A 25,162-nucleotide genomic window follows, 5' to 3' on the forward strand; every position below is an offset into this window, starting at 1 on the left:
GGTTCAGTAACCAATCGCCTGCCGAGCGAATTGCCGCTTCAAAGGCTTCAGGCAATTGGTCAGGTTCAAGCCGGTGTTGCGCAGCCAGGACAGGCCCGGCCCTTGGGCGTGAAACAGCTGGAACAAGCCGTCGCAGCCCAATTGCATGGTTTTCACCGCTTCGCGCCGCCGGCGCTCGTAACGGCGCAGCAGCATCCAGTCTCCGGCGTCGCGTTCGCCGGCCAACAGCGCGGCCAATTGCGCCGCGTCCTGGAAGCCCAGGTTCACCCCCTGGCCGGCCAGGGGATGCACGGTGTGGGCCGCGTCGCCCACCAGGACCACGCGTTCCGCCGCCACCCGCTCCGGCTGGATCAAGCGCAGCGGAAACGCCGCCGCGGGGGTGAGGCAGGTCAACTCGCCCAGCTCCCGTCCTCCGGCCGCCGCCACCGTCGCCGCCAGTTGCTCCGGCGGCAGCTCCAGCAAGCGCGAGGGATCAGAAGTTGACCACACCATGGAAATTCGGTTCCCGGCCATGGGCAGCCAGGCCAGGATGCTGTCGCCGGTGAACCATTGCCGCGCCACGCCGCCGTGCGGGCGTTCGCAGTCGAAATTGGCCACCACCCCGCTCTGGCCGTAGGGTTTGACGCTGGCGTTCAAGCCGGCCTGCTCGCGCACCCAGGAGTTGGCGCCGTCGGCGCCGGCCAGCAAGGCGGCGCTCAGCCGGCGGCCGTCTTCCAGCGTCAGCTCCGCGCCCAGCGCGTCGGCGCGCAGCGCCTGCGGCTTGATGCCCGCCAGGCAATCCACGCCGGACGCCGCCAGCCGCCGCCACAAGGCGGCCAGCAGCCAGCGGTTCTCTGCGATCCAGGCCAGCGCCGGCTCGCCGGCGTCGCTGGCGGCGAACTCGATGCGGCCGCCGGCGTCGCCGCGCACGTCCATAGCCTCAATCGCGCCCAGGCGCTCGGCGCCGGGCCAGGCGTCCAGGCTCTCCAGGAAACGGCGATTGGCCGGGCTCACCGCGTAGATGCGCGCATCCCAGCCCTGGTCCAGGTCCTGAAGCTCGGGCGGCCGTCCTTCGAGCAAGGCCACCCGCTTGCCGGCGCGGTCCAGCGCCAGCGCCAGGCTGGCGCCCACCAAGCCGCCGCCGACCACGATCACGTCGTACTGCAATGCTTTCACATCCGCTCCCATCAGACGCCGAACACCAAATGGCTGGCGAACTTGCGCCGCAGCGGCGGCAGCGCGTCCAACGCGCTGAGGCCGACGCTGCGCATCGCGCTGACCACCGGATGGTGGCCGTCGAACAATTTGATCAAACCGTGGGTGAAACCCACCACCGCGTGGCTGTCCACCCGCCGCGACGCCGCGTAGGCCGCCAGTGCGGCGGCGTCGCCGGGATCGGCCGCGCCGGCCAGCGCCGCGCTGAGGCCGGCGGCGTCGCGCAGGCCCAGGTTCAGGCCCTGCGCCGCCACCGGGTGCATGGTTTGCGCGGCGTTGCCTATCATCGCCACCCGGCCGCTGACCACGCGGTTGAGCTGCTTCAGCGCCAGCGGAAACGCCGCGCGCGGCCCCACGCTCAGAATGCGGCCTTGCCGCTCGCCGAAGGCCTGCTGCAAGGCGGCGGCCACCTCGGCGTCGTCGGCCGCCTGCAAGCGGGCGGCGTCCTCCGCGCTGCGGGTCCACACCAACATATAAGCGTCGCCGTGCGGCAACAGGGCCAGCGGCCCGTCATGGGCGAAGCGCTCATAGGCCACGCCCTTGGGCGGCAATTCGGTGCGCACCTCGGCCAGCACCGCGCACTGACGGTAATCGTGGCTCAGACGCTTGACGCCGGGCAGGCTTTCCGCCAACGCGCCGCCCTCGGCCATCACCGCCAGCCGGCAGGTCAACACGCTCTCGCCGGCGTCCGACTCCACCGTCGCCACCGCGTAATGGCTGAGGCTTTTGACCGCCCGCACCCGGTGCCGCCACAACACGCGCACGCCGGCGCGCTCCAGCGCGCCGCCCAGCGCCGCCACCAGCGCCGGATAATCCACCACCGCGCCCAGGTGCGGCAGGCCCACGTCCTCGCCCCGCAACAGGGTGCGGCCGCAAGCGCCTTGCTGCGACACGTGCACGCTGTCGATCACGGACGCCGGCAAATCCTCCGGCCAAGCGCCGGCTTCGCGCAGCAGTTCGCGGCTGTGCCAGGACAGCGCCAGCGCGCGCGCGTCGCGCACCGCCTCGTCGCGGCCGCGGGCCTCCACCAGCGTCACCTCGCGGCCGGCGCGCGCCAGCCGCAAGGCGGCCAGCGCCCCCACCGGGCCGCCGCCTATGATCACCACGTCCACATGTTCATTTGTCTGTTGCTGCATTCTGTTTCCTCCTGTTTCCTCGGGACACAGGCTCCGGAATTCAATCCTGATTCATCAGCGCCTCGATCTCGTCGATGCGCTTGGGCACGCCGCCGGTATAGACCTCGCAGCCCTGCTCGGTGATCAGCACATCGTCCTCGATGCGCACGCCGATATGGTGCAGCGCGGCCGGCACTCCGTCCGCCGGGCGGATGTACAAGCCCGGCTCCACCGTCACGCACATGCCGGGCTGGTAAGCGCGCCACAGGCCGTTGCGCTTGCGCGCGCCCACGTCGTGCACGTCCAGACCGATCAGATGGCCGATGCCGTGCATGTAAAACTGGCGGTAGGCGCCGGATTCGATCACCCCGTCCACGCTGCCTTGCAGCAGCCCCAGGTCCAGCATGCCCTGGGCCAGCACCGCCAGCGCGGCGTCGCCGGACGCGTTCCAGGGCACATTCGGCCCCAAGGCGGCGATGGCCGCCGCCTGCGCCGCCAGCACCACTTCGTAGACGTCGCGCTGCGGGCCGCTGAAACGGCCGTTGATCGGGAAACTGCGGGTGATGTCGCCGGCGTAGCCTTCCAGCTCGCAGCCGGCGTCGATCAACAGCATCTCGCCGTCGCGCAGCAAGCCGTTGTTGGCGCAGTAATGCAGGGTGCAGGCATGGGCGCCGCCGGCGACGATGCTTTCGTAGGAAGGCTGGCGCGCGCCGCGGCTGACGAAGGCGTGCAGGATTTCCGCCTCGATCTGGTATTCATGCAGGCCGGGCCGGGTGGCGCGCATCGCCTGCACATGACCGGCGGCGGAAATCTCGCCGGCGCGGCGCAGCAGCGCGATCTCGCTGTCGTCCTTGATCAGGCGCATCTCGTCCAGCAGCGCGTGCACGTCGCCGTAGCAGCTGGGCGCCGGCGCGCCGTGGTAGGCGCGCTGGCGCAGGCTATCCAGCCAGCCGTTGACGCGCACGTCGAATTTGGCGTCGCGGCCCAGACTCCAGCACAGCCGGCCGCAACCGGACAGCAGCTCCAGCATCCGCGCGTCCAGCTCGGCGACGGGATAAGCCTCGTCGAAGCCGAAAACCTCCGCCGCCGCCTGCGGCCCGTGGCGGAAGCCTTCCCAGATTTCCATGTCCGGATTTTTGTCGCGGCAGAACAGGATGGACTTGCCGCTGCGCCCGTCCAGCACCAACACCGCTTCCGGCTCGGCGAAACCGGTCAGGTACAGGAAATGGCTGTCCGGGCGATAGGGATAGAAATTATCGGCGTTGCGCACCGCTTCCGGCGCGGTGGGCAGCACCGCGACGGCGTCGCCCAGGGCGGACAGCAGGCGGGCGCGGCGTGCGGCATGAGGCGTGGGCATGGCGGAATCCAGGCAAGGGACCGACGCGGTCGTAAAAGCGGCAGTTTACACCGCCGCCCGCGCCAACCCAAGCCCCGCCGCCGGGCAAGGCCCCGCAGCGGCGGGGATGGAAACCTCCAAGCCGCGCAAGGCGCGGCTCACTACGACCATGTCCACGGCCGTGGCGGAAGCGGCGGCGCGTCCGGGTCGTTGGGGTGCGGCGGCGTCAAGGCGCGCCAGGCTTCCAGTTCCGCCATGTCCTGCTTTCGCGCCTCCCAGGCCCTCAGCATCAGCGGCGTCGGCTGCCACGGCTCGGCGCCGAACTCCGGCAGCCGCGGTTCGGCGCGCCACGCCGCCCTGAGCGCCGCTTCCGCCGCCGCCGGCCGCTGGCTGAAGGCCCGCAGCGCCGGGTCCAGCTCCGCCATCGGCAAGGCCGCTCCGCTCCGCGGGTCGGTGAACTTCAGCTCCGGCAGCGCCCCGGCCGGCCACTGCGGCCAGCCGCGCCCGCTCAAGACCGGCAAGCCCAGCGACGGCAAGATCAAGCCCAGCAGATAGCGCGGGTCCTTGCGCTTGATCGCGAAGCCGACGCTGCCCAGCGTCACCGCCAGCCCCACCACCCGGCCGGCTATCATCAGCGGCGACAGCGGCTTGTTGGATTCGTCGTCGTAGAACACCGTGCGGTAGCGGAAGTAGTCGGTCCACGGCTCGCGGGAGCCAATCCAGCTGGAGTACATGAACCAGGCGCGCGAATCGTGGATGTGCTCGTCGTACAGCAGCACCAGATCGCGCAGCTCGCGTTGGCCGAACAAGGTTTTTTCCTTGGCCTGACCGCCCTCGCGGATGCTGGCGTACTCGGCGGCCTCGTCGTCGCTGTTGAGCAGGTAGACGGTGCCGCCCAGCAGCAGGTCCAGCACTCCGTCGATGACGCTGCTGGGGTCGCCGGACAACTGCCACTCCGGCACATAATCCTTGCGGAAGTCCTTGGCGCCGTGCTCCAGCTGCTGCTGGTCGATCACCGGTTCAAAGCCCTTGTCGATATTGACCCGGGTGGCCACGCCCGGCCGCGTCACCATCTGCTCGCTGCCGTCCTTGGCCTTGCCGCCGTCCGGAATCGGCTTGCCGGCGGCGGCTTTGGCTATCAGTTCGCGGTCATCGTTGAGTTGCTTCTGTTGCTCCGGCGACAGTGTCGGCGGCGGCTTGTTGTCGCGCCGGGCCAGGTCCTCCTGCAATTGCCGGCCATGCTCGCGCTCCAGCGCCTGGCGCAGCGGCTTGGGCTGGTCCTTACCGTCGCAACGCTTGAAATAGTCCTGCCGCGCCTGATCATGTTCGTACTCGTAAATACAGCGCGACCCGGCAATCCAGCGGTGGATGCGCCAGCCGGTGATCCAGGCGATCTGGCTGCGCAACACGTCTTCCAGCCTGCCGGCCTGGGCTTGTTCCAGCCAGGCGTTGAAGCGGGTGATGACTTCCGGGGCCACCATGAACTCCAGCTGAGTATCACGCTCCATTACCAGCCAGCGCTTGTCCAAGCGTTCGTTCTCGGCCAGTGCGATCTCCGGCACCTGCAAGGGCGCGCCGGCCTCGAAGGCGGCGCGGTACATATCGTGCAAGGGAATCTGCGACAGCAGCAGCCACTGCCGGTCTGGGTTCTTGGGATCCACGCCCTTGCCCTGCTCTCCAGGCGGGTAGCCGCCGCCGACATCGCTGTGCATGCCGGGATACAGGGTCTCGACGCAGCCGGCGCGGTAGCGTGACGGGCCATTGGCCTGCTTGGGGTCGTCGCGGCGGCGGATGCTGTCCAATGGAAAGCTGGCGCGCTGCTCGTGGGCGGCGACGAAGTGCTGGCACTGCTCCAGGAACAGGGGGTTGTCGGACAGGCGCAACTGGCTGTCGCCGGCCCAAGCCATATGGCCGTCGGCCATCGGCAGGCTATTGGCCAGGCCGACGGTGGCGACGGTGTCGAACAGGCCCATAAAGCGGATGGAGATCGGAATGCCGATCAGGCGGTGCTGGACCTCCACCGCGTCAGGCGGCGCGTCCTCGGGCCGGGTCAGCGCCTCCAGCCAGCGGGCGAACACCCTGGCCTCGGCGGCGCCGCGGGAGAAACCGTAAACGTAGAGGCGGATGCCCAGCACCGTCGGTCGGGGTTTGGCGTAGCGGGCCTCGGCCAGCGCCTCCAGCTGCGGGCGCAGCGCGTCGGCGCGCTGGACATAGCCGTCCGGTTGCGACACTGGATTGCGCATGCGCTGGATCACCAGTTCTTTGGCATCCTCGTCAGGCAATGGCGGCATGCCGTAATTTTGGCGTAAAGCGTGGATCAGTCGCGTAAGCCCCCAGTTGATGCGGTCCTCGCCGCCATTGGCGAAGATCAGGCCGCTGCTCATCGGCTTCAGCTCGCCGATCTCGGGGAAACGGGTGCCGACGCCAGGGATGTAGTAGGCGTACCAGCCCTGCTCGGCCAGTTTGTTGTCGGCCTGGCCGCTGCCGCCCTGCTTGCTGCCCAGGGTGGCGTGATAGAGCCGAGCGATATTCGAGGTAGAGCGCGGCTTGGCCTGGCTATCGGATTCCTCGTGATTATTGGTGCCGTCGAAGAACAGCGAGATAGTCAGGCTCTTGGTGCAGGTGGGCGAGGCGTAGACCGGCCCGCCCTCGGCGGCGGCCTTGCGGCGGCGGTATTTCTCGTCGCTGAGGTCACGCTCCTTCAACTGCTCATTGTTCAGCCGCTGCCGGTAATTGAGCGGCAGCAGGCCGTTGTCGGGGAAGGGCTCGGCACGGAGGTGGACGGCTTCGGGGGCGGGACGCTGATCTACTTGGGGCATGTCTTGGGTTCCTTCATCTTGAGGGGCTCTTGTACCGGGTAGCCAGGGTCGCCGTAATAGCCGCCGCAATAGCTGACGACCTTGACCTGATTACAGGGCAGGAAGTGGACATTGAGGCCGCAGGACTTCTCATAGCGCGGGATTTCGACGACGGCGCGGTGTTGGGTGAATTCAGCACGGACACGTTCTTGTTCCGATGGAAGGATCCGACCATATTGGTCCCGCCGGAAGGGAGACATCGGGTTGGGGTCTTTTTCCCATTCGACGGTGGCCATCAGTCCCGGCCGCCACTGGCGCGGCAGCGAGGCGCAGCAGGATTGTTTGCCGCCGCCCTGGTAGGGTCCGATATTGGGTCCGCCGGCACGGTTGACGCTGAAGCGGTTGATGGCGGCGGAGGTGTGGTTGTAGCCCTCGACGCCAGCGGGCACCATCTCGGTGGACGGCTTATTGCCCATGGCCTGGGCCGGCAGCAGCGCGGCGAGGGCCAGCGCGGCCAGGCCGTGTTGGATGGACCGCCAGACGGCGGCGAAGTCAGACATGATCCACTCCTTGCTTGCGGTGATGGGGGCGGCACAAACCTGTGGTTTCAAGAAACACAGGGAAAGACACGGGTCAGGCTTTGGAGGTGTTGTTCGTGTCCTTTCGTGTGTTCCCGTGGCAAAAACGGCATGGGGCAGCCGGGCGATATTGGAGGTAGAGCGCGGCTTGGCCTGGCTATCGGATTCCTCATGGTTATTGGTGCCGTCGAAGAACAGCGAGATGGTCAGGCTCTTGGTGCAGGTGGGCGAGGCATAGACCCGTCCGCCCTCGGCGGCGGCCTTGCGACGGCGGTATTTCTCGTCGCTGAGGTCGCGCTCTTTCAACTGCTCATTGTTTAGCCGCTGCCGGTAATTGAGCGGCAACAGGCCGTTGTCGGGGAAGGGCTCGGCACGGATGTGGACGGCTTCGGGGGCGGGACGCTGATCTACTTGGGGCATGTCTTGGGTTCCTTGATTTGGTACCAATCCTTATGGGGGAAATTAGGGCTGCTGGGCTTGTGGCAGGTGGCCGTGGCGCGAACCTGATCGCAGGGCAGGAAGTGGACTTGAATTGCACAGGGTTCGTCGTAGCGCGGGATTTCGACGACGGCGCGGTGAGTGGAGTAGTTCTGAGCTTTATGGCGCTCAAATGCCTGCATGAATTGCTCTGAATTAATCGGTCCCCACTCGGAGTAGCCATAGGGCTTGGCGTCTTTTTCCCACTCGACGGTGGCCATCAGTCCCGGCCGCCACTGGCGCGGTAGTGAGGCGCAGCAGGATTGTGAGCCGCCGCCGTTGTTGAACGGACCAATGTTGTGCCCGCCGGCGCGGTTGACGCTGAAGCGGTTGATGGCGGCGGAGGTGTGGTTGTAGCCCTCGACGCCCGCGGGAACCATCTCGGTGGGCGGCTTATTGCCCATGGCCTGGGCCGGCAACAGCGCGGCGAGGGCCAGCCCGGCCAGGCCGTGTTGAATGGACTGCCAGACGGCGGCGAACTCAGACATGATCCACTCCTTGCTTGCGGTGAGGGGGGCGGCACAAACCTGTGGTTTAAAGAAACACAGGGAAAGACACGGATCAGGCTTGGGGGTGTTATCCGTGTCCTTCCCTGTGTTTCCGTGGCTGCTGGCGAGGGGATAAAGCCGGGCGATATTGGAGGTAGAGCGCGGCTTGGCCTCACGGTCCGACGGCTCATGGTTATTGGTGCCGTCGAAGAACAGCGAGATGGTCAGGCTCTTGGTGCAGGTGGGCGAGGCGTAGACCCGTCCGCCCTCGGCGGCGGCCTTGCGGTGGCGGTATTTCTCGTCGCTGAGGTCGCGCTCCTTCAACTGCTCATTGTTTAGCCGCTGCCGATAATTGAGCGGCAGCAGGCCGCTGTCGGGGAAGGGCCCGGCGCGCAGTTGCACCGCTGCCGGTGCGGGACGTGGATATACTTGGGACATGTTTTAGGCTCCTGCATCCTGGCGGGGAAGTTGTACGGATAGCCTGGGTAGCCGGGCGTGATGTTGTTGGCGGCGACCTTGACCTGATCGCAGGGAAGGAAGTGGACCTTGATGGCACCGGAACTCTCATAGCGGGGGATTTCGACGACGGCGCGGTGAGTGGAGTAGTTCTGAGCTTTATGGCGCTCAAATGCCTGCATGAATTGCTCTGAATTAATCGGTCCCCACTCGGAGTAGCCATAGGGCTTGGCGTCTTTTTCCCACTCGACGGTGGCCATCAGGCCCGGCCGCCACTGGCGCGGCAGCGAGGCGCAGCAGGATTGTTTGCCGCCGCCCTGGTAGGGTCCGATATTGGGTCCGCCGGCACGGTTGACGCTGAAGCGGTTGATGGCGGCGGAGGTGTGGTTGTAGCCCTCGACGCCCGCGGGAACCATCTCGGTGGACGGCTTATTGCCCATGGCCTGGGCCGGCAACAGCGCGGCGAGGGCCAGCCCGGCCAGGCCGTGTTGGATGGACCGCCAGACGGCGGCGAAGTCAGACATGATCCACTCCTTACCCGATACAGAGCCAAGGCCGCAGCCCTACCCGCTTGCCCTGCGGGTATCGCTACTCACCCTTGCCACAGCGGGCAGTGCGAGCGACTGAGCGGTGGAACAAGGGGAATGCGGCAGCGGCATGGAAAATTAAGAGCTTAAGCATTTAAAGCGGATGCAAGCGAGCCGCCATGGTCTGGATAAAGAAGGAAATGGCTGGTGACTGTTCTTAATGCCAGGGCAAACAAGCCGTCAAAGCCGGAGCAGCACATGGCAGCAGACCGCAACAGCCATAAGTGGTTGCCGCGGATCAAAAAACCATGCGTGGAAATAAGGAAATAAATACGCTGCGGCGGGGTCTTAAGACTTGCCGGACAGCATCCACTCATGCGCCGGGTCGTTGTGGAAGCGCCATTCGCGGCGCGGCCCGGCCATCACGTTGAGGTAGTAGGATTCATAGCCGTGCGGCACGCACACCGGATGATAGCCGCGCGGCACCAGCACCACGTCGCCGTCCTCCACCGCGTGGGACTGGTCCAGATCGCGCTCGTCGGTGTAGACGCGCTGGAACACGAAGCCCTGCGCCGGGCTCACCCGGTGGTAATAGGTTTCCTCCAGCTGGCTTTCCGCCGGCAGCGCGTCGCGGTCGTGCTTGTGCGGCGGATAGCTGGACGAATGGCCGGACGGGGTGCGCACTTCCACCACCAGCAAGCCGTCCGCCTCCGCCTGCTGCGGCAGGATGTCGGTGACGTAGCGGGTGTTGCTCCCCTGCCCGCGCACGCTCTGCGCCATGTCCTGCGGCCGGATCAGCCGCGGCGGCCGGGTCAGCGGCCGGCCCGGCGCCGAACACAAAGCCACTTCCGCCGCGCCGCGGGCGACGATGCGCAACGCACAGCCGGCGGGAATATAAGCCGCCCACGGCGCTTGCCCGTCGAACACATCGGCGCGGCCGCCCACGCCCGGCCAGTGTTGGTCGCCGGCGATGAGGTCGACGACGCCGGCCAGCACCACCACGCAGCATTCCCGCTCCGCTTGCAGCCAGTCCTCGGCCTCGCCGTCGGCCAGGCGCAAGGCGCGGAAACCGACATGGCGCCAGCCGGCGGAGGCCGGGGTGATGTCGGCGGCGACGCGGCCGGCCGTCGCCTTGACGCGCAAATCAGGCTGATTCATGCGCAGCTCCTTTCCGGCGCGCCGGCGCGGATGGCGGCCACCAGCCCGGCCAGGGTGCGAAAGCCCAGTTCGGCATAGCGGTAGCTGGGCGCCACCACCGGGTCCTGCTCCGCCTCCACCACCAGCCAGCCGCGATAGCCGTGCTCGGCCAGCATGCGCAGCAGGGCTTCGAAATCGATGACGCCGTCGCCGGGCACGGTGAACACGCCGTTGAGCACCGCCTCCAGAAAACTCCAGCCGCGGTTGCGCGCCAGCCGCGCCACCTGCGGGCGGATATCCTTGCAATGGACGTGGACCACGCGGCCGATATGGCGGCGCAGCACCGCCAGCGGTTCGCCGCCGGCGAAGGCGATGTGGCCGCTGTCGAACAGCAGGCCCACTTCCGGGCCGGTGACCGCCATCAACGCGTCTACATCGTCCGGGGTTTCGACGTAGGCGCCCATGTGGTGATGGTAGGCCAGCGTCAGGCCGTGGCTTTGCAGATGGCGGCCGAAGGCGTTCAGCCGCTCGCCGTAATCGCGCCATTGCCGCTCCGAGCCAAAGCGCGGACGCTGGCTCAAGGGGCGCGGCTGGCCCTGTATCGCCTGGGCCACTTCGCCGTAGACCATCACCCGGCAGCCGCTGGCGGCCAACAAGCGCAGATGCGGTTCCACGGCGGCGATTTCCTCATCCACGCCGCGCTCGGCCAGACGGCCGGAATGCCAGCCGGACACGCATTGCAGGCCGTGCGGCGCCAGCGCCGCCGCCAGCGCTTCCGGCTGGCGCGGAAATTTATTGCCCAGCTCAAAACCGCGGTAGCCGATGGCCGCGCCTTCGGCCAGCGCCTGTTCCAGCGAGATTTCGCCGCCCAGCGACGGCAGGTCGTCATTGCTCCAGGAGATCGGATTGATGCCGATTTTCACGTCGAATGCATGCATTGCGCTGTTCCCCGCTATTCGTATTGACGCCGGCGCAGCCGGTCTTCGTAAGCCTGGCGCGCGGCGCGCACCTCGGCCCGTTCCGACACCTCCGGCACCGCCACTTCCCACCAGCAGCCGCCGGCCTCGGTGGTGCGCGCCGGGTCGGTATCGATCACGATCAGATAACTGCGTTCCGCGGCGCGGGCGCGGACCAGCGCCGCCTCCAGGCCGGCGATGTCGGCCACGTGCTCGGCCTCGGCGCCCAGCGCGCGGGCATGGGCGGCGAAATCCACCCGCGGCGCGCCGTGGCGGCCCTGGCGGCAGTCGTCCAGCAAATTGTTGAACGGCGCGCCGCCGCAGGCTTGCTGCAAGCGGTTGATGCAGCCGTAGCCGCGGTTGTCCAACAGCACTACGATCAGTTTGCGGTCCAGCATCACCGAGGTGGCCAACTCGCTGTTCATCATCAGATAGCTGCCGTCGCCCACCATCACGATGACTTCGCGCTCCGGCCGCGCCATCTTTACGCCCAGGCCGCCGGCGATTTCATAGCCCATGCAGGAATAGCCGTATTCCAGGTGGTAGCCGCCCGGCGTCGCCGCGCGCCACAGCTTGTGCAGCTCGGCCGGCAGGGTGCCGGCGGCGCAGACCACGATGTCGTCGCGCTCGGAGCCGGGGTGGCGCTGCACCGCGCCGATTACCTCCCCGTCGTAAGGCAGGCCGTGCGGCTGGCGCTGTCCGGTGACGCGCGCCGTCTCCGCGCGCCAGTCCTCGGCCAGCGCGCGCGCCTCGGCGCTCCAGCCGGCGTCGGCGCGCCAGCCGTCCAGCCGCGCCGACAGCGCGTCCAGGCACAGCGCGGCGTCGCCGCTCAGGGCCACGGCGTCGGCCTTGATCCCGTCCAGCGCATTGACGTTGACGCTGAGCAGCCGCGCCTGGCGGAACAGCTGCCCGGAGCCGGTGCTGAAGTCCTGCAAACGGCTGCCCAGCGCCAGCACCAGGTCAGCCCGTTCCGCCAGCCGGTTGGCGGCCGGCGAGCCGGTGACGCCGATCGCCCCCAATTGCAGCGGGTGGTCCCAGGGCAAGGCGCTCTTGCCGGCCTGGGTCTCGGCCACCGGCGCGCCGTGGCGCTCGGCGAAGGCGCGCAAGGCCGCCGCGCCGCCGGCGCTGTAGAGCACGCCGCCGCCGGCCACGATCAGCGGCCGCCGCGCGGCGGCCAGCGCCCGCGCCGCCCGCTCCAGCGCGTCCGGTTCCGGCGGCGGCGCGGCGATGCGCCATAGCCGCGGCCGGAACCAGTCGGCCGGATAATCCCAGGCCATGGTCTGCACGTCCTGCGGCAGCGCCAGCGTGGCCGGCCCGCATTGCGCCGGATCGGTCAGCACCGCCAGCGCGCGCGGCAAGGCCGTGAGCAGCTGCGCCGGGTGGACGATGCGGTCGAAATAGCGCGACACCGGCCGCAGGCAGTCGTTGACCGACAGCGTGCCGTCCTGCGGCGCTTCCAGTTGCTGCAGCACCGGGTCCGGCGCGCGCGACACGAACACGTCGCCGGGCAAGAGCAGCAAGGGCAGCCGGTTGACGTGGGCCAGCGCCGCGGCGGTGACCAGATTGGTGGCGCCGGGGCCGATGGAGCTGCTCACCGCCATCATCCGGCGGCGGAAATGGGCTTTGGCGTAGGCGATGGCGGCGTGGGCCATGCCCTGCTCATTGTGGGCGCGCCAGGTGGGCAGGCTGTCGCCGGCCTGTTGCAGCGCCTCCCCCAGGCCGGCGACGTTGCCGTGGCCGAAGATGGCCCACACCCCGGCGAACAGTTGCACCTCCTCGCCGTCCAGTTCCACCCGCTGCGCGGCCAGATAGCGCACCAGCGCCTGGGCCATGGTCAAACGCATCGTGCTCATCGCGCGCCCTCCTGGCTGAGCGCGCGGCCGGCTTCGCCGCGCTCCTCGCGCCACACCGCTACCAGCTCGGCGAAACGCGCGCCGGCCTCGGCCACCAGGCCGGCGTCGTCGATCTCGCCGGCCAGCCAGCGTTCGGCCGGCCGCTGAAACAGGCTGCGCCCCACCATGAAGCCGCGGCAGCTGCGGCTGGCGCGCGCGGCGGCGAAGCCCTGGCGCAGCGCGTCCAAGGGCGCGTTCAGCCCCAGCAGCACCACGCCGCGGCAATAGGGATCGCGCTCGGCGATCAGCGCGTCCAGCGCCGGCCATTGCGCGGCGGCGGGCGGCTCCAGCTTCCACCAGTCTGGATAAACGCCCAGGTTGTACAGGCGCTTGAGCGCGCGGTAGACGGTGTCGGCGGCGCGCGGCAAATCCTTGGACGGGATGATTTCCAGCAGTAATTCGTGGCCGCTGGCCTGGGCGGCGTCGTAGAGCGCGCGGACCTGCGCCTCCTGCTCCAGCCGGTTGTCCAGCTCATCGTCCGGGTGGTACTGGACCAGGCATTTGATCACCTGCTCGCGCGGCCAGGCGTTCAAGGCGCCGGCCATCGCGCGGCCTTGCTCGAACACCAGCGGATTGGAGCCGGGCAGCTCCACCGGCCGGCCCACCCACCAGCCGCGGCCGGTGGCGGCGGACAGCGCGTCGGCGCCGTAGCGCTCGTCGATCAACACCCCCACCCGCCCGTGCAGATCCAGCCGCTGCTCGACGTCGGCCACCGCTTGCACCAGCAGTTGCTTCAAACGCGGCAGCCGCGCCTCGTCCGCGCCCGCCGCGCGCGCCAGTTCGAAAAACTGGCTGCGGTGGTCGAAGGCGAACACGCACAACTCGTCCCAACGCGGCCGCGCCGCGCTGACCCGATGCAGCCGGCTCAAGGCCGCGTCCTCGCCCGGCCGCCGCGTCGGCGTGGCGAGAAAGCACTCCAGTTCGGCCGGGGTCGGCATCGCCGGCGCGCAGCCGTGGCGCGACACCACCAGCGCGCCGCAGGCGTTGGCGCGGCGGCAGCATTCGGCGTAGTCGCCGCCGCGCAGCCAGGCGGACAGGAAGCCGGCCAGGAAGGCGTCGCCGGCGCCCAGCACATTCATCACCTCCACTGGCGCGCCGGCCACGCTGAAGGCGTCCTCGATGCGCGCCGGCACCGCGTCGGGAATCACCGCGCAGCCCAAGGGCCCCAGCTTGACCACCAGCACCGCCCGGCTCAGCGCGCGCACCCGGGCCAAGGCCGGCATCAGCTCGGCCGCGCCGCCGGCGATCAGGAACTCCTCCTCGGTGCCGACGATGAGGTCGAACTCGGAGAGCAGGCTCTGCAAGTGGGCGCTGACCTCCTCGCTGGCGATGTAGCGGGTTTCGCCGTCGCCGCGGCCGGCCAGGCCCCACAGCACCGGCCGGTAGTCGATGTCCAGCACCGTGCGCGCGTCGTGGCGGCGCGCGTATTGCAGCGCGCGGCGGCTGGCCGCCTCCACCCCGGGCCGGGACAGATGGGTGCCGGTGATCAGCAAGGCCTGGCTGCCGGCGATGAAATCCTCGTCGATGTCCTCGACGCCGAGCGCCATGTCGGCGCAGTTTTCGCGGTAGAACAGCAGAGGGAAGGTGTCGCGGTCCTTGATGCCCAGCAGGGTCAGGGCGGTCAGCCGCTCCGGGTCCACCCTTACCTGGCTGACGTCGCAGCCTTCGGCGCTCAGGGTCTTGAGCAGGAAGCGTCCCATCTGCTCGTCGCCGACGCGGGACAGCATCGCCGATTTCAAACCCAGCCGGGCCGCGCCGAAAGCGATGTTGGCGGAGGAGCCGCCCAGGTATTTGGCGAAGCTGGCCGCGTCTTCCAGCGGCGCGCCCAGCTGCTGCGCGTACAGGTCCACCGCCAGCCGGCCCAGGCAGACCAGGTCGCGGTCGCGGCCGCTGGCGAAACGGGTGGTGTTTTGCATTCATCCTCCTTCGAAAGCTTGATTGGCCACGGAATACATAAAGAGACATCAGCAGGCATTTTTAGCCACGGAAACACACGGAAATACACTGACAAACCCAACAAAACCTTGGGGGTTCTTTAACTTGGAGGTCCTAGTTGGCGCTATTCGTTTTCCGCTTTTTTCCGTGTGCTTCCGTGTATTTCCGTGGCTCAAAATCCAAAACGCCAACCACGAAACCCACGAGACAGCACGCAAGCCACGTTTGTATCCACGCTGTCTTTTTCCGTGTCCTTCCGTGTGTTTCCGTGGCTAAAAATGGTTTCGTGGATTTCGTGGCGATACCGTTGTTAGATATGGACGCCGTCCAGCTCGGCCATCAGTTTCTGCATTTCTGCGCCGCCGGCCATCATGTCCAGCACCTCCTCCTTGCTGACCGCGTCCTTGGCGTAAGTGCCGAACGAGCGGCCGCGGTTGAGCAGGGTGAAGCGGTCGCCTATCGGGTAAGCGTGGTTGACGTTGTGGGTGATGAAGATCACCGAGATGCCCTTGTCGCGCGCCTTGGAAATCAGCTTGAGCACATTGACGCTCTGCTTGACGCCCAGCGCGGCGGTGGGCTCGTCCAGGATCAGCACCCGCGCGCCGAAGTAAATGGCGCGAGCGATGGCCAGGCATTGCTTCTCGCCGCCGGACAGGGTGCCTATCGCCTGATGCGGGTCGCGGATGTGGATGCCCATTTCCGCCAGCTTGTCGTGCGCCACCTCGCCGGCCAGTTCCAGATCCAGCACCGGCAGCAGACCCAGCCATTTCTTCATCGGCTCGCGGCCCAGGAAGAAATTGCGCGCCACCGACATCAGCGGCACCAGGGCCAGGTCCTGGTAAACGGTGGCGATGCCCTGGTCCAGCGCCTGGCGCGGCGAGTCGAAGCGCACCGGCTGTCCGTCCACCCGGTATTCGCCGCCGCTGGGCCGGTGCACCCCGGCCAGGGTCTTGATCAGCGTGGACTTGCCGGCGCCGTTGTCGCCCAGCAGGCAATGCACCTCGCCGCGGCGCAGCTGCAGATCCACCTTCTGCAAGGCGATCACCGAACCGAAGGTCTTGCTGACCTGATCCAGCTCCAGGATGTAGTCGTCACACGGTTTCATCTTCGACTCCTTGCGGCCCGCGGCCAGGATTGTTCGGCGCAGCGGCTGCGGCAAGGCGCGCCGACGCGGACAGTGCATTGAGTACGGCAAGGAGGCGCAACGCGGCCGCAGGGATTTTGCCGGTCGTGACCATCATTTGGCCTCCGTCACGCGGCGTCTGACATAGTGATTGAACAACACCGCCATCAGCAGCATCAGGCCGAGGAAGACGCGGAACCAGTCCGAGTTGATATTGGTGTAGGTGATGCCGATCTGCACCACGCCGAAGATCAGCGCGCCGAAGCAGGCGCCCACCACCGAGCCGTAGCCGCCGGTGAGCAGACAGCCGCCGATCACCGCGGCGATGATGGCCTCGAACTCCTTTTGCAGGCCGCGGTCCGCGGCGGCGGAGCCCACATCGCACACTTGCAGCACCGCGAACAGGCAGGCGCAGAAGGCGGTGAACATGAACAGGCCTATCTTCACCTGCTTGACCGGCACCCCCACGTTCTTGGCGGCGTTGGCGTCGCCGCCGGCGGCGAAGATCCAGTTGCCGATCCGGGTGCGCGCCAGCACGAAGGCCGCGATCGCCGCCAGCGCCAGCCACCACAGCAGCACCTTGGGCACGCCGGCCGCCGCCGCGCCGCCGTCCGGCAGGGAGGCGATGGCGCCGATGCCGGCCAGCCAGTGGAACAGGCCGGCGCCGACATGGCCGACGAACAGCCATTGCGCCAGCGGGTCCGCCGCCGCCAGATCGCCGACGCCGCTGACGATGGTGCGGTTAGCGAACAGAATGGACAGCGCCAGCGTCAGGCCGCGCAGGATGAACAGAAAAGCCAGGGTGACGATGAAGGACGGCAACCGGGTCTTGAGCACCAGATAGCCGTTGAGCCAGCCCACCGCCAGCGAACCGGCGAAGGCGAACAGGACGGCCAGCCAGAACGGCCAGCCGAAGTACAGCGGCGGGATCGCCACCATCATGCCGGCGAAGCCTATCATCGAGCCCAGGCTCAGATCGAACTCGCCGGCTATCATCAGCAGGCAGGCGCCGATGGCGATGATGCCGAGATAGGCCGCCACCTGCGACCAGTTGACGATGCCGTCCACGGCGAACATGCCGGAACCGCCGGCGCCGACGCCGAACACCGCGAACACCAGCGCCGCGCCGGCGACGGCGGCGAATTCCGGCCGTCCCATCAGCCGGTCGAACAGCGACAGCCGCCGCACTCTTTCATCGTCGCCGGGCGGCGCCATGCGGATGCCCGCGGCCTTGCCCGGGCTGGCCTTGCTCATGCTCATAGCTATGCTCCTCGCCCCGCAGCCGTCGCGGCGCCGGGCGTCAGATCCATCGGGAAACGGCGGTCAGCGGAACTGCCCGGCGTACTTCTCCACTTTGGCGATATTGTCCTTGGTGACGAAGCCGGGGCCGGAGTTGATGTGGCGGCCCTTGTAGAGGGGGGCCAGCCCGTACTCCCTCAGCCGGGCCTGGAATTTGGGGTTGGCCTTGAGCGCCGCTTCCACCTTGACCGGGTCCGCGGTCTTGTCGCGTTTCATGATGGCCAGCGCCGCCACCGGGATATAGCCCTGCAGATAGGGTTGCTGGTCGATGGCGAACTTGACGGTGCCGTCCTTGATCGCCTTGGAAATGTCCTCGGACAGGTCGAAGGTGGCGAAGTAGAGCTTGCCGGCCAGGCCCATCTTCTTCACCGCCTTGATCGCCGGACTGGCCGAGGTCGGCCCCAGCGTCAGCAGCGCCTGGGTGCCGGGATTGTTGCGCAGATAGGCGCTGACCTTGCTTTCGATGCCGGTGGGGTCGTCGCCGGCGTCCAGCGTGGATTTGCGCACATCGGCGCCGATGGCGTCGGCGAAGCCCTTGCAGCGCTCGAAGGAGGCCGGATTGGTGGCGTAGTGGTTGACGCAGAGGAAGCTCTTGATGCCGGCGGCCTTGGCCTGCTTGCCGGAATCGAAGCCGGCGTCGTATTCCGGCTGGCCGACGTGCAGCAAGGCGCCCAGGCTTTCGCTTTGCTTGACGGTGCCGGAATTGATGGTGACCAGCGGAATCTTCTTGGCCACCACCTGGCCCAGCGGCCGCTTCAGCACATCGTAATCGGCGATGCTGGCGATCACGCCGTCGTAATTGCGCGCCGCCGCCTGTTCGATCAAGCGCGCCATATCGGCCAGGTCGCCATTGGGCGGATTGCGGTAATCCACCTGCACGTTGAAGTCCTCGCCGGCCTGCTTGATCGCGTTCTTGATGGTGTTCCACCAGGCGTCGGAATCCGGCGCGTGGCTGACCAGCACGAAACGGGCATCGGCCGCCAGCGCCGGCTGGGCCAGCGCGCAGAGCGCCAGCGCCGCTGCGGGCAGAGCCCGCCTCCACTTACACTTCCAGGATCGCTGCTGCATCTCTCTCCTCCTTCTTCTCCGCCGGCCCATCGTGGGGCCCGCTATGGTGTCGGCCGCGGCCGCTGTCGGCGCCGGGCGTGAAATCACCTTAAGAGCTTTCGCTCTATTCTGCAAATAATTTTCCAAATATGTTTTTCAATAGAAATTTATTTTCGAATATCGACACAAAACGTATACTGGCCAAAACCTTAGGAAAGCCCGCCCATGGCCAACACCGCCCCCGCCGAGGAATTGATGCAGCGCATCGCCGCCGAATACGACACGCTGAGCAAGCAGCTGAAAGTGATTGCCGGCTACGTGGAGCAGCACCGGGGCACGCTGATGCTGCAGCGCATTACCGACATCGCCCAGGCTTGCGAGGTGCAGCCTTCGGCCATCGTCCGCTTCGCCCAGCGCTTCGGCTTTGCCGGCTTTTCCGATATGCAGGCCGTGTTCCGTGACGCATTTACGCCACAGGGCGCGCCGCAGCCCAATTACCGCCAGCGCATCCAGAGCCTGATCGCCAGCCGCGACGAGCAGCGCTCCGCCGCCGGCATGACCCGGGACTTCATCGCCGCCTGCCAGCAAGGCCTGCAGGAACTGGACGCCGCGCTGGACGAGGCGCAGCTGGAGGCGGCGGTGGAACTGCTGCTGAACGCCGACAACATCTACGTGACCGGGGTGCGGCGCATGTTTCCCATCGCCTCCTACATCGCCTACGCCTTGCAGCACACCGCCAAGAAAGTGCATCTGCTGTCCGGCCTGGGCGGCATGTTTCCGCAGCAAATCCGCAGCATTGGCGAACAAGACGTGCTGATCGCCATCAGCTTCCAGCCCTACGGCAAGGAAAGCCGCTATTGCGCGCGGGTGGCGGCGCAGCACAAGGCCCGGCAATTGGTGATCACCGACAGCCAGCTCAGCCCGCTGGCGCGCGGGGCCGACGCGGTATTGACGGTCAGGGAAGGCTCGGCCTTCTCCTTCCGTTCGCTGACCAGCACCATCTGCCTGTGCCAGGCGCTGTTCATCGCGCTGGCCTGCCGGCTGGAGCTGAACATAGAAGAAACCAAGGAGACTGGAGGATATGATGATTGACGCAGCGCTGTTCGGAGCCGGCCGCATCGGCAAGATCCACGCCGCCAACCTAGCCCGCCTGCCGGGCATGCGGCTCAAATACGTGGTGGACAGCCACGCGCCGGCGGCGCGGGAGCTGGCCGCCGCCCACGGCGCCGAGGCCTGCGCCGCGGAACAAGCGCTGGACGATCCGGCAGTGCGCGCCGTGGTCATCGCCTCCAGCACCGACACCCACGCCGAGCTGATCCTGGCCGCCGCCGCGCGCGGCAAGGCCATCTTCTGCGAAAAACCGGTGGACCTGGAGCTGGAGCGCGCGCGCCAGTGCGCCCAGGCGGTGGCCGCGGCCGGCGTGCCCTGCCTGATCGGCTTCCAGCGCCGCTACGACCCCACCTTCGCCGCGCTCAAGGCCAGGCTGGCCGCCGGCGAGATCGGCGCGCCGGAAATGCTGATCGTCACCAGCCGCGACCCCGGCGCGCCGCCGCTGGACTATATCCGCCGCTCCGGCGGCATCTTCAAGGACATGCTGATCCACGACTTCGACATCTGCCGCTGGATTCTGGACGACGAAGTCCTCAGCGTGCACGCAAGCGCCAGCGCGCTGAGCGACCCGGCCATCGCCGCCGCCGGCGACGCCGACAGCGCGGCGGTGACGCTGCGCACCCGCCAGGGCCGGCTGTGCCAGATCAACACCAGCCGCCGCGCCGCCTACGGCTACGACCAGCGCTTCGAAGTGCTGGGCAGCCGCGGCATGCTGCAGGCCGGCAACCACCGGCCCACCGAGGTGATCGCCTACGGCGAGCGCGCTGTGGCCGTCGACCTGCCGGAGCCCTTCTTCCTGGAGCGCTACCGCCAGGCCTACGCCGCCGAGATGGCCCACTTCCTGGAGGTGATCCGCGACGGCGCCGCGCCGCGCACCACGGTGGAGGACGGCGTGCGCGCGCTGGAACTGGCCGACGGCGCCACCCGCTCCTGGCGCTCGGGTCAGGTCGTCGAATTGGATCAGGTCTAAGAGCCTGTTCACAATCTCGCGAGCAAGAGCGAGACAAGGCGTTGCGGCTGAGAAAGCGGAATGTACAAATGGTACATGAGCATTTCGAAGGTGTTTTCAACGCCGTATCGCCGACGCACAGCAGATCGTGAACAGGTTCCAACTCAACAGGGAGGCTTGTCATGTCTACATTAAACCTCGGTGTCGCCGGCCTGGGCCGGCTGGGCCGCCGCCACGCGCTCAATCTGCGCGAGCGCATCGTCGGCGCGCGCCTGATCGCCGTCTGCTCGCCGCTGCCGGAAGAGCTGGACTGGGCTCGCCGGGAACTGCCCGACGCCGCCGGCCACGCGGCGCTGGAGGGCCTGCTTGCCCAACCGGGGCTGGACGCGGTGCTGCTGGCCACGCCCACCGCGCTGCACGCCGAGCAGATCATCGCCTGCCTGGACGCGGGCAAACACGTGTTCTGCGAAAAGCCGCTGGCGCTGAATCTGGAGGACTGCCTGCGAGTGGAGCGCGCTGCCGCCCGCCGCCCGGAGCTCAAGGCCATGGTGGGTTTCGTGCGCCGCTTCGACCCCAGCTACCAGGACGCCGCCGCCAAGCTGGCGCAGGGCCTGGTGGGCCGGCCCTATCTGGTGCGCTCGCAAACCTGCGATCTCAACGACGACAGCGGCTTCTTCGTGCAATTCGCCCCCGCCAGCGGCGGCATCTTCATGGATTGCAGCATCCACGACATCGATCTGGCGCGCTGGCTACTGGGCGCGCCGCGTCCGTTGCGGGTATGGGCCAGCGGCGTCAACGCGGTGCACGGCGCGCTGGCACAATACGGCGACGTGGACAACGGCGTGGCGATGTGCGAGTTCGAGGACGGCAAGCTGGCCTGCTTCTACGCCTCGCGCACTCAGGCCCACGGCCATGAAACGCTGACCGAGATCTTCGCCACCCAGGGCCGGCTGAGCGTGGGCGCCAACCCGCGCGCCAACCGCGTGGAGATCAGCGACCGCCACGGCGTGCGCAATGAATGCGTGACGGATTTCTATCAGCGCTTCGCCGAAGCCTTCACGCTGGAGCTGCAGCACTTCGTCGACGCCGCGCGCCTGGACCTGCCGCTGGCCTTGAGCCTGGCCGACGCCCGCGAAGCCACCCGCATCGGCCTGGCCATCGCGGAGGCCTTGAGGACCCGGCAGGCGGTGGAGTTGTAAGAGCCTGTTCACGATCTTTTGTAGGTGTGGTTAAGCGTTGCTAGATACGTAGGAGACCATGTATCCGACGCGCCCCGGGTCCCTTCAAGCCTGCCGACGGGTGGCAGGCCCGAGGTCTTAAGCGGCTGCCCTGTTTGAGCGATTTGACGTTAGCAAATCGCGAGTTCAGCCGCGCCTCGGGCCTGACGGGAACCGGCGGGAAGCCGCAGGCCAGGCTTGCAGGGCGGCCTTTGGGGTAAAGGGGAATTTGGCCGCGCAAATTCCCCTTTCCGTTCGCCGGGCGGAACCGGCCCTAAATCATCATCCGCGTAGCGGATTCAATGCTTTGAACAAGACTTCCGATCGGAAAAGATCGTGAACAGGCTCTAAGAACCTGTTTACGCTCTGCCGCGCGCCGGCGGGAGCAAGGAAGAAAGACGTGAAAACCGCTTGCCTCGCGGTCGCCGCAAAGGCGTGAGCACCTTCAAAACTACCGCGCCGGGGGGCTTGCCGCCGGCGCGGCGATACCCTATCGTCCTACTCCTTTTCACCAAAACAAAACCATGACGATGACGATGGACTGGCCGGGTTTCATCACGCCGACATCCGCGCATCCGATCATGGCGTCGCGCCAACGCCCATTGCGAACCACCCTATATAAGGAGAAGCCATGTCATTCGCTTGCAAACCCCTGCTCGCCGCCGTCGCGCTGGCCATCGGTCTGGCCGCGTCCGCCCAGGCCGCGGACAAAATCGTCATCGCCCACCGCGGCGCCAGCGGCTACCTGCCGGAACACACGCTGCCGTCCAAGGCGCTGGCCTACGCCCAGGGCGCGGACTATCTGGAGCAGGACCTGGTGATGACCAAGGACGACAGGCTGGTCGTGCTGCATGACCATTACCTGGACCGCGTCACCGACGTGGCCGAACGCTTTCCCGAGCGCGGGCGCAAGGACGGACGCTATTACGCGATCGACTTCACCCTGGCCGAAATCAAATCGCTGCGCTTCACCGAAGGCTTCGACATCGACAAGGGCGTCAAGCGTCAGAGCTATCCCGGCCGCTTCCCCATGGGCAAGTCCGATTTCCGCATCCACACTTTTGAAGAGGAAATCGAGTTCATCCAGGGCCTGAACCACTCCACCGGCCGCAATATCGGCATCTATCCGGAGATCAAGGCGCCGTGGTTCCATCGCCAGGAAGGCAAGGACATCACGGTGAAGGCGCTGGAAGTGCTCAAGCGCTACGGCTACACCGGCAAGAACGACAAGGTCTACCTGCAGTGCTTCGACTTCAACGAACTGAAGCGCATCAAGACCGAGCTGATGCCCAAGGCCGGCATGGACCTCAAGCTGGTGCAGCTGATCGCTTACACCGACTGGCAGGAAACCTTCGAACAGAACGCCGCCGGTCAGTGGGTGAACTACAACTACGACTGGATGTTCCGTCCGGAAGGCATGAAGGAAATCGCCAAGTACGCCGACGGCATCGGCCCGCAATACCCGATGCTGATAGACAAGGCCTCCGCCCCGGGCAAGATCAAGCTCACCGGCATGGGCCGCGCCGCGCACGCCAACGGCCTGGTGATCCATCCCTACACCCTGCGCAAGGACGCGCTGCCGGCCTACGCCAAGAATATGGACCAGTTGCTGGACGCGGTGTACAACCGCGCCCAGGTGGACGGCGCCTTCAGCGACTTCCCGGACCTGGCGGTCGACTTCCTGCGCCGTCAGAAACAGCACCGCTAAGAGCCGCTAACAAAACCCCTGATCCGGCGTTGCGCCTCCTTGTCGTACGACTTGTACTGCCTGCGTCGGCGCGCCTTGGCTCAGGTTCTCTGCGAGCTTTTGTTAGCGGCCCTAAGCGCGCGTTCCGAAGCCGGTAGCCGCCGGCTGTCAACGCCAGAGCCGGGCCGGCCCAAAGCCAGCCTGGGCTCTGCCTGCCGCATGCACGCGCTCACCGAAATAAGCCTCAAGTTTCCGCGGGCCCGGCCGAAAATATGGCCATACTGAGGTAAGGCAGCCCTCGGTGTCCTTGCGCCCGCTGCGCAAGCCCCCAACAACACAGCAGATTCAGACCAGGTCGACCAACACCAACAGCGCCTTGGGCATGAAGGCGTCGCGCCGCTTCCGGCCGTCGATCGCAACCGCCCTTTCCGCTTAGGAGCGCACTATGTCCGTCAATTCCGTGAACAACCCGTCCGTCGGCAGTCAGCTCAGCGCCAGCGTCCAGCAGAGCCAGACCAGCAGCAGCGGCCAGAACGTCAGCAGCACCGTCACCGCGCGCAATCAATTGAACGCGCGGCTGGTGGCCAATCTGGACGTTTCCACCAACGCCGACGGCAAATCGCTGTCCCTGCTCTACCGCACCGCCATCGACAGCATCAACCAGATCCTGGCCGATCAGCTGAACGGCGGCGGCGACGCCCAGGCCGCGTCCGACGGCCAGAGCGCCCAGGGCGCGCAGCAAACGCCCAACATCCTGCAACAGAAGATGAGCGAGGACAATTCTCCGGAAGGCACGTCCCAGCGCATCCTGTCCGGCGCGCTCAGCTTCTTCAGCACCTACGCCAAGCAACATCCGGAACTGAGCCAGGAAGAGCAGGCCAAGAACTTTGTCGACATCGTGCGCGGCGGCTTCGAGAAAGGCTATGCCGAGGCCGTGGACGTCCTCAACGGCCTCAAGGTGTTCAACGGCAATATCGCCGACGAGATCAAGAAAACCCGCGATCTGGTCAACAAGGGCTTTGACGACTTCGTCGCCAGCATGAAGCCCAAGACCCAGAGCGACGCCGCCGCGGCAACAAGCTGACGGTTAAAACTGAATGCAGCGTTAAATTAAAAATAAAGTTTTCCCCGACCATGCCGAAAATAGGTCATGGCCGGGGAAGCGAAACAGATCCGCACCGCGTTTCCGACCGAACGCCGCCAGCCAGACCGGCGGCATGCTCGCAAGGAGACCGTCATGCCCATCCTGCCCATTACCCTGACCCATGCCGGCCGCGCCGCCGGACATCAGCTCTCGCAACAGGAGCATGGCGGCAAACACGGCCGCCAGCGCGAGCCCGCGGCCGCCGCGGCCAAGCCCGGCGCCGACAGCCGCTTTTCCGCCAACAAGCAATTCCTGGATTTATTTCACCACGCGGTGATGGACCCGCTCAGCTGCGCGCTGGATCTGCCGCTGATGGGCAAGGACCTGCTGAGCGGCCTGGGCCTGGAACACAATCCCGGCTACGCGGCGGAACGGATCGTCCGCGACTTCTACCAGCTGTACGCCCTCTACCGGCAGCAACACCCCAAGCAATCGCCGATGCAGCAGCTGTTCATCTTCCTGGCCGTCGCGCGGCAGAGCCTGGACTGCGGCTTCAATGAAACCCACCAGGTGCTGGAAAACATGAATATGCTGCACCTCGCCTACCACGATCTGGTCTCGGCCAAGGAGCAAGTGACGGTGGCGCTGATCAACTTCGGCCAGCCGCCGGTCTAGGCAACGATTCCGGCTCTAGCGCGGAACGCGCCTCAGGCGCCTGTCCCTCTCTCCCTGCCCGCCCCTAAGCGCGGCCGAGCGC

Annotated in this window: 21 protein-coding genes; 6 read left to right on the forward strand and 15 right to left on the reverse strand. The window is 67.0% G+C overall.

Annotated features, from left to right (window positions below; translation table 11 throughout):
• Positions 1-3: 3 nt before the first annotated feature.
• The 15 genes from JC616_RS16165 to JC616_RS16235 all read right to left on the reverse strand — a co-directional run bounded on the left by JC616_RS16165 (position 4) and on the right by JC616_RS16235 (position 18,379).
• Positions 4-1,155 (reverse strand): UbiH/UbiF family hydroxylase, encoded by a 1,152-nt coding sequence (locus JC616_RS16165; RefSeq protein WP_227104223.1) that lies wholly within the window; start codon positions 1,153-1,155, stop codon positions 4-6.
• Between the two features lie 11 nt (positions 1,156-1,166).
• Complete coding sequence (locus JC616_RS16170) at positions 1,167-2,330, reverse strand: FAD-dependent oxidoreductase (protein ID WP_227104225.1); 1,164 nt, start codon at positions 2,328-2,330, stop codon at positions 1,167-1,169.
• A 40-nt stretch (positions 2,331-2,370) separates the two neighbouring features.
• Entirely contained in the window at positions 2,371-3,666 is a 1,296-nt protein-coding gene (locus JC616_RS16175; RefSeq protein ID WP_227104227.1) for an aminopeptidase P N-terminal domain-containing protein, read from the reverse strand.
• A 140-nt stretch (positions 3,667-3,806) separates the two neighbouring features.
• Positions 3,807-6,464, reverse strand: coding sequence for a T6SS phospholipase effector Tle1-like catalytic domain-containing protein (locus tag JC616_RS16180; RefSeq protein ID WP_227104229.1), 2,658 nt, complete (start codon positions 6,462-6,464; stop codon positions 3,807-3,809).
• On the reverse strand, positions 6,452-7,441 hold the full coding sequence (locus JC616_RS16185; RefSeq protein WP_227104231.1) for a DUF3304 domain-containing protein: 990 nt from the start codon (positions 7,439-7,441) through the stop codon (positions 6,452-6,454). Before JC616_RS16185 ends, JC616_RS16180 begins: the two co-directional genes overlap by 13 nt.
• A complete protein-coding gene (locus tag JC616_RS16190) occupies positions 7,429-8,424 on the reverse strand; it encodes a DUF3304 domain-containing protein (RefSeq protein WP_227104233.1) in 996 nt (331 codons plus the stop codon). The genes JC616_RS16185 and JC616_RS16190 overlap by 13 nt, the downstream gene beginning before the upstream one ends.
• Positions 8,322-8,966, reverse strand: coding sequence for a DUF3304 domain-containing protein (locus tag JC616_RS16195; RefSeq protein WP_227104235.1), 645 nt, complete (start codon positions 8,964-8,966; stop codon positions 8,322-8,324). The genes JC616_RS16190 and JC616_RS16195 overlap by 103 nt, the downstream gene beginning before the upstream one ends.
• 351 nt (positions 8,967-9,317) lie before the next feature.
• On the reverse strand, positions 9,318-10,127 hold the full coding sequence (gene iolB / locus JC616_RS16200; RefSeq protein WP_227104237.1) for a 5-deoxy-glucuronate isomerase: 810 nt from the start codon (positions 10,125-10,127) through the stop codon (positions 9,318-9,320).
• Complete coding sequence (gene iolE / locus JC616_RS16205) at positions 10,124-11,044, reverse strand: myo-inosose-2 dehydratase (RefSeq protein ID WP_107732665.1); 921 nt, start codon at positions 11,042-11,044, stop codon at positions 10,124-10,126. The genes iolB and iolE overlap by 4 nt, the downstream gene beginning before the upstream one ends.
• Before the next feature lie 14 nt (positions 11,045-11,058).
• The gene (gene iolD, locus JC616_RS16210; RefSeq protein ID WP_227104239.1) at positions 11,059-12,915 is read right to left on the reverse strand and encodes a 3D-(3,5/4)-trihydroxycyclohexane-1,2-dione acylhydrolase (decyclizing); all 1,857 of its coding nucleotides are present in this window, start codon (positions 12,913-12,915) and stop codon (positions 11,059-11,061) included.
• On the reverse strand, positions 12,912-14,870 hold the full coding sequence (locus JC616_RS16215; protein WP_227104240.1) for a bifunctional 5-dehydro-2-deoxygluconokinase/5-dehydro-2-deoxyphosphogluconate aldolase: 1,959 nt from the start codon (positions 14,868-14,870) through the stop codon (positions 12,912-12,914). The genes iolD and JC616_RS16215 overlap by 4 nt, the downstream gene beginning before the upstream one ends.
• Positions 14,871-15,199: 329 nt before the next feature.
• Positions 15,200-15,994, reverse strand: a complete 795-nt coding sequence (locus JC616_RS16220; RefSeq protein WP_227104241.1) for an ATP-binding cassette domain-containing protein — start codon at positions 15,992-15,994, stop codon at positions 15,200-15,202.
• The gene (locus tag JC616_RS16225; protein ID WP_227104242.1) at positions 15,981-16,130 is read right to left on the reverse strand and encodes a hypothetical protein; all 150 of its coding nucleotides are present in this window, start codon (positions 16,128-16,130) and stop codon (positions 15,981-15,983) included. Before JC616_RS16225 ends, JC616_RS16220 begins: the two co-directional genes overlap by 14 nt.
• Entirely contained in the window at positions 16,127-17,272 is a 1,146-nt protein-coding gene (locus JC616_RS16230) for an ABC transporter permease (RefSeq protein WP_082150805.1), read from the reverse strand. Before JC616_RS16230 ends, JC616_RS16225 begins: the two co-directional genes overlap by 4 nt.
• 63 nt (positions 17,273-17,335) lie before the next feature.
• Positions 17,336-18,379, reverse strand: a complete 1,044-nt coding sequence (locus tag JC616_RS16235) for a sugar ABC transporter substrate-binding protein (protein WP_227104243.1) — start codon at positions 18,377-18,379, stop codon at positions 17,336-17,338.
• 204 nt (positions 18,380-18,583) lie between these two features.
• On the opposite strand from JC616_RS16235, the gene JC616_RS16240 reads away from it, so the two are divergent.
• The 6 genes from JC616_RS16240 to JC616_RS16265 all read left to right on the forward strand — a co-directional run bounded on the left by JC616_RS16240 (position 18,584) and on the right by JC616_RS16265 (position 25,080).
• Positions 18,584-19,450 (forward strand): MurR/RpiR family transcriptional regulator, encoded by an 867-nt coding sequence (locus tag JC616_RS16240; protein WP_227104244.1) that lies wholly within the window; start codon positions 18,584-18,586, stop codon positions 19,448-19,450.
• Positions 19,440-20,438 carry an inositol 2-dehydrogenase gene (gene iolG, locus JC616_RS16245; protein ID WP_227104245.1) on the forward strand — a complete coding sequence of 333 codons (999 nt, stop codon included), beginning with the start codon at positions 19,440-19,442 and terminating at the stop codon, positions 20,436-20,438. The genes JC616_RS16240 and iolG overlap by 11 nt, the downstream gene beginning before the upstream one ends.
• A gap of 161 nt (positions 20,439-20,599) precedes the next feature.
• Positions 20,600-21,616 (forward strand): Gfo/Idh/MocA family oxidoreductase, encoded by a 1,017-nt coding sequence (locus JC616_RS16250; protein WP_227104247.1) that lies wholly within the window; start codon positions 20,600-20,602, stop codon positions 21,614-21,616.
• Between the two features lie 649 nt (positions 21,617-22,265).
• The gene (gene glpQ, locus JC616_RS16255) at positions 22,266-23,342 is read left to right on the forward strand and encodes a glycerophosphodiester phosphodiesterase (RefSeq protein ID WP_227104249.1); all 1,077 of its coding nucleotides are present in this window, start codon (positions 22,266-22,268) and stop codon (positions 23,340-23,342) included.
• A 424-nt stretch (positions 23,343-23,766) separates the two neighbouring features.
• Entirely contained in the window at positions 23,767-24,405 is a 639-nt protein-coding gene (locus JC616_RS16260) for a DUF5610 domain-containing protein (protein ID WP_227104251.1), read from the forward strand.
• A gap of 153 nt (positions 24,406-24,558) precedes the next feature.
• Entirely contained in the window at positions 24,559-25,080 is a 522-nt protein-coding gene (locus JC616_RS16265; protein WP_227104253.1) for a DUF5610 domain-containing protein, read from the forward strand.
• Positions 25,081-25,162: the final 82 nt, after the last annotated feature.

Origin of the sequence: Chromobacterium rhizoryzae, assembly GCF_020544465.1 — a bacterium.
Classification (GTDB): Bacteria; Pseudomonadota; Gammaproteobacteria; order Burkholderiales; family Chromobacteriaceae; genus Chromobacterium.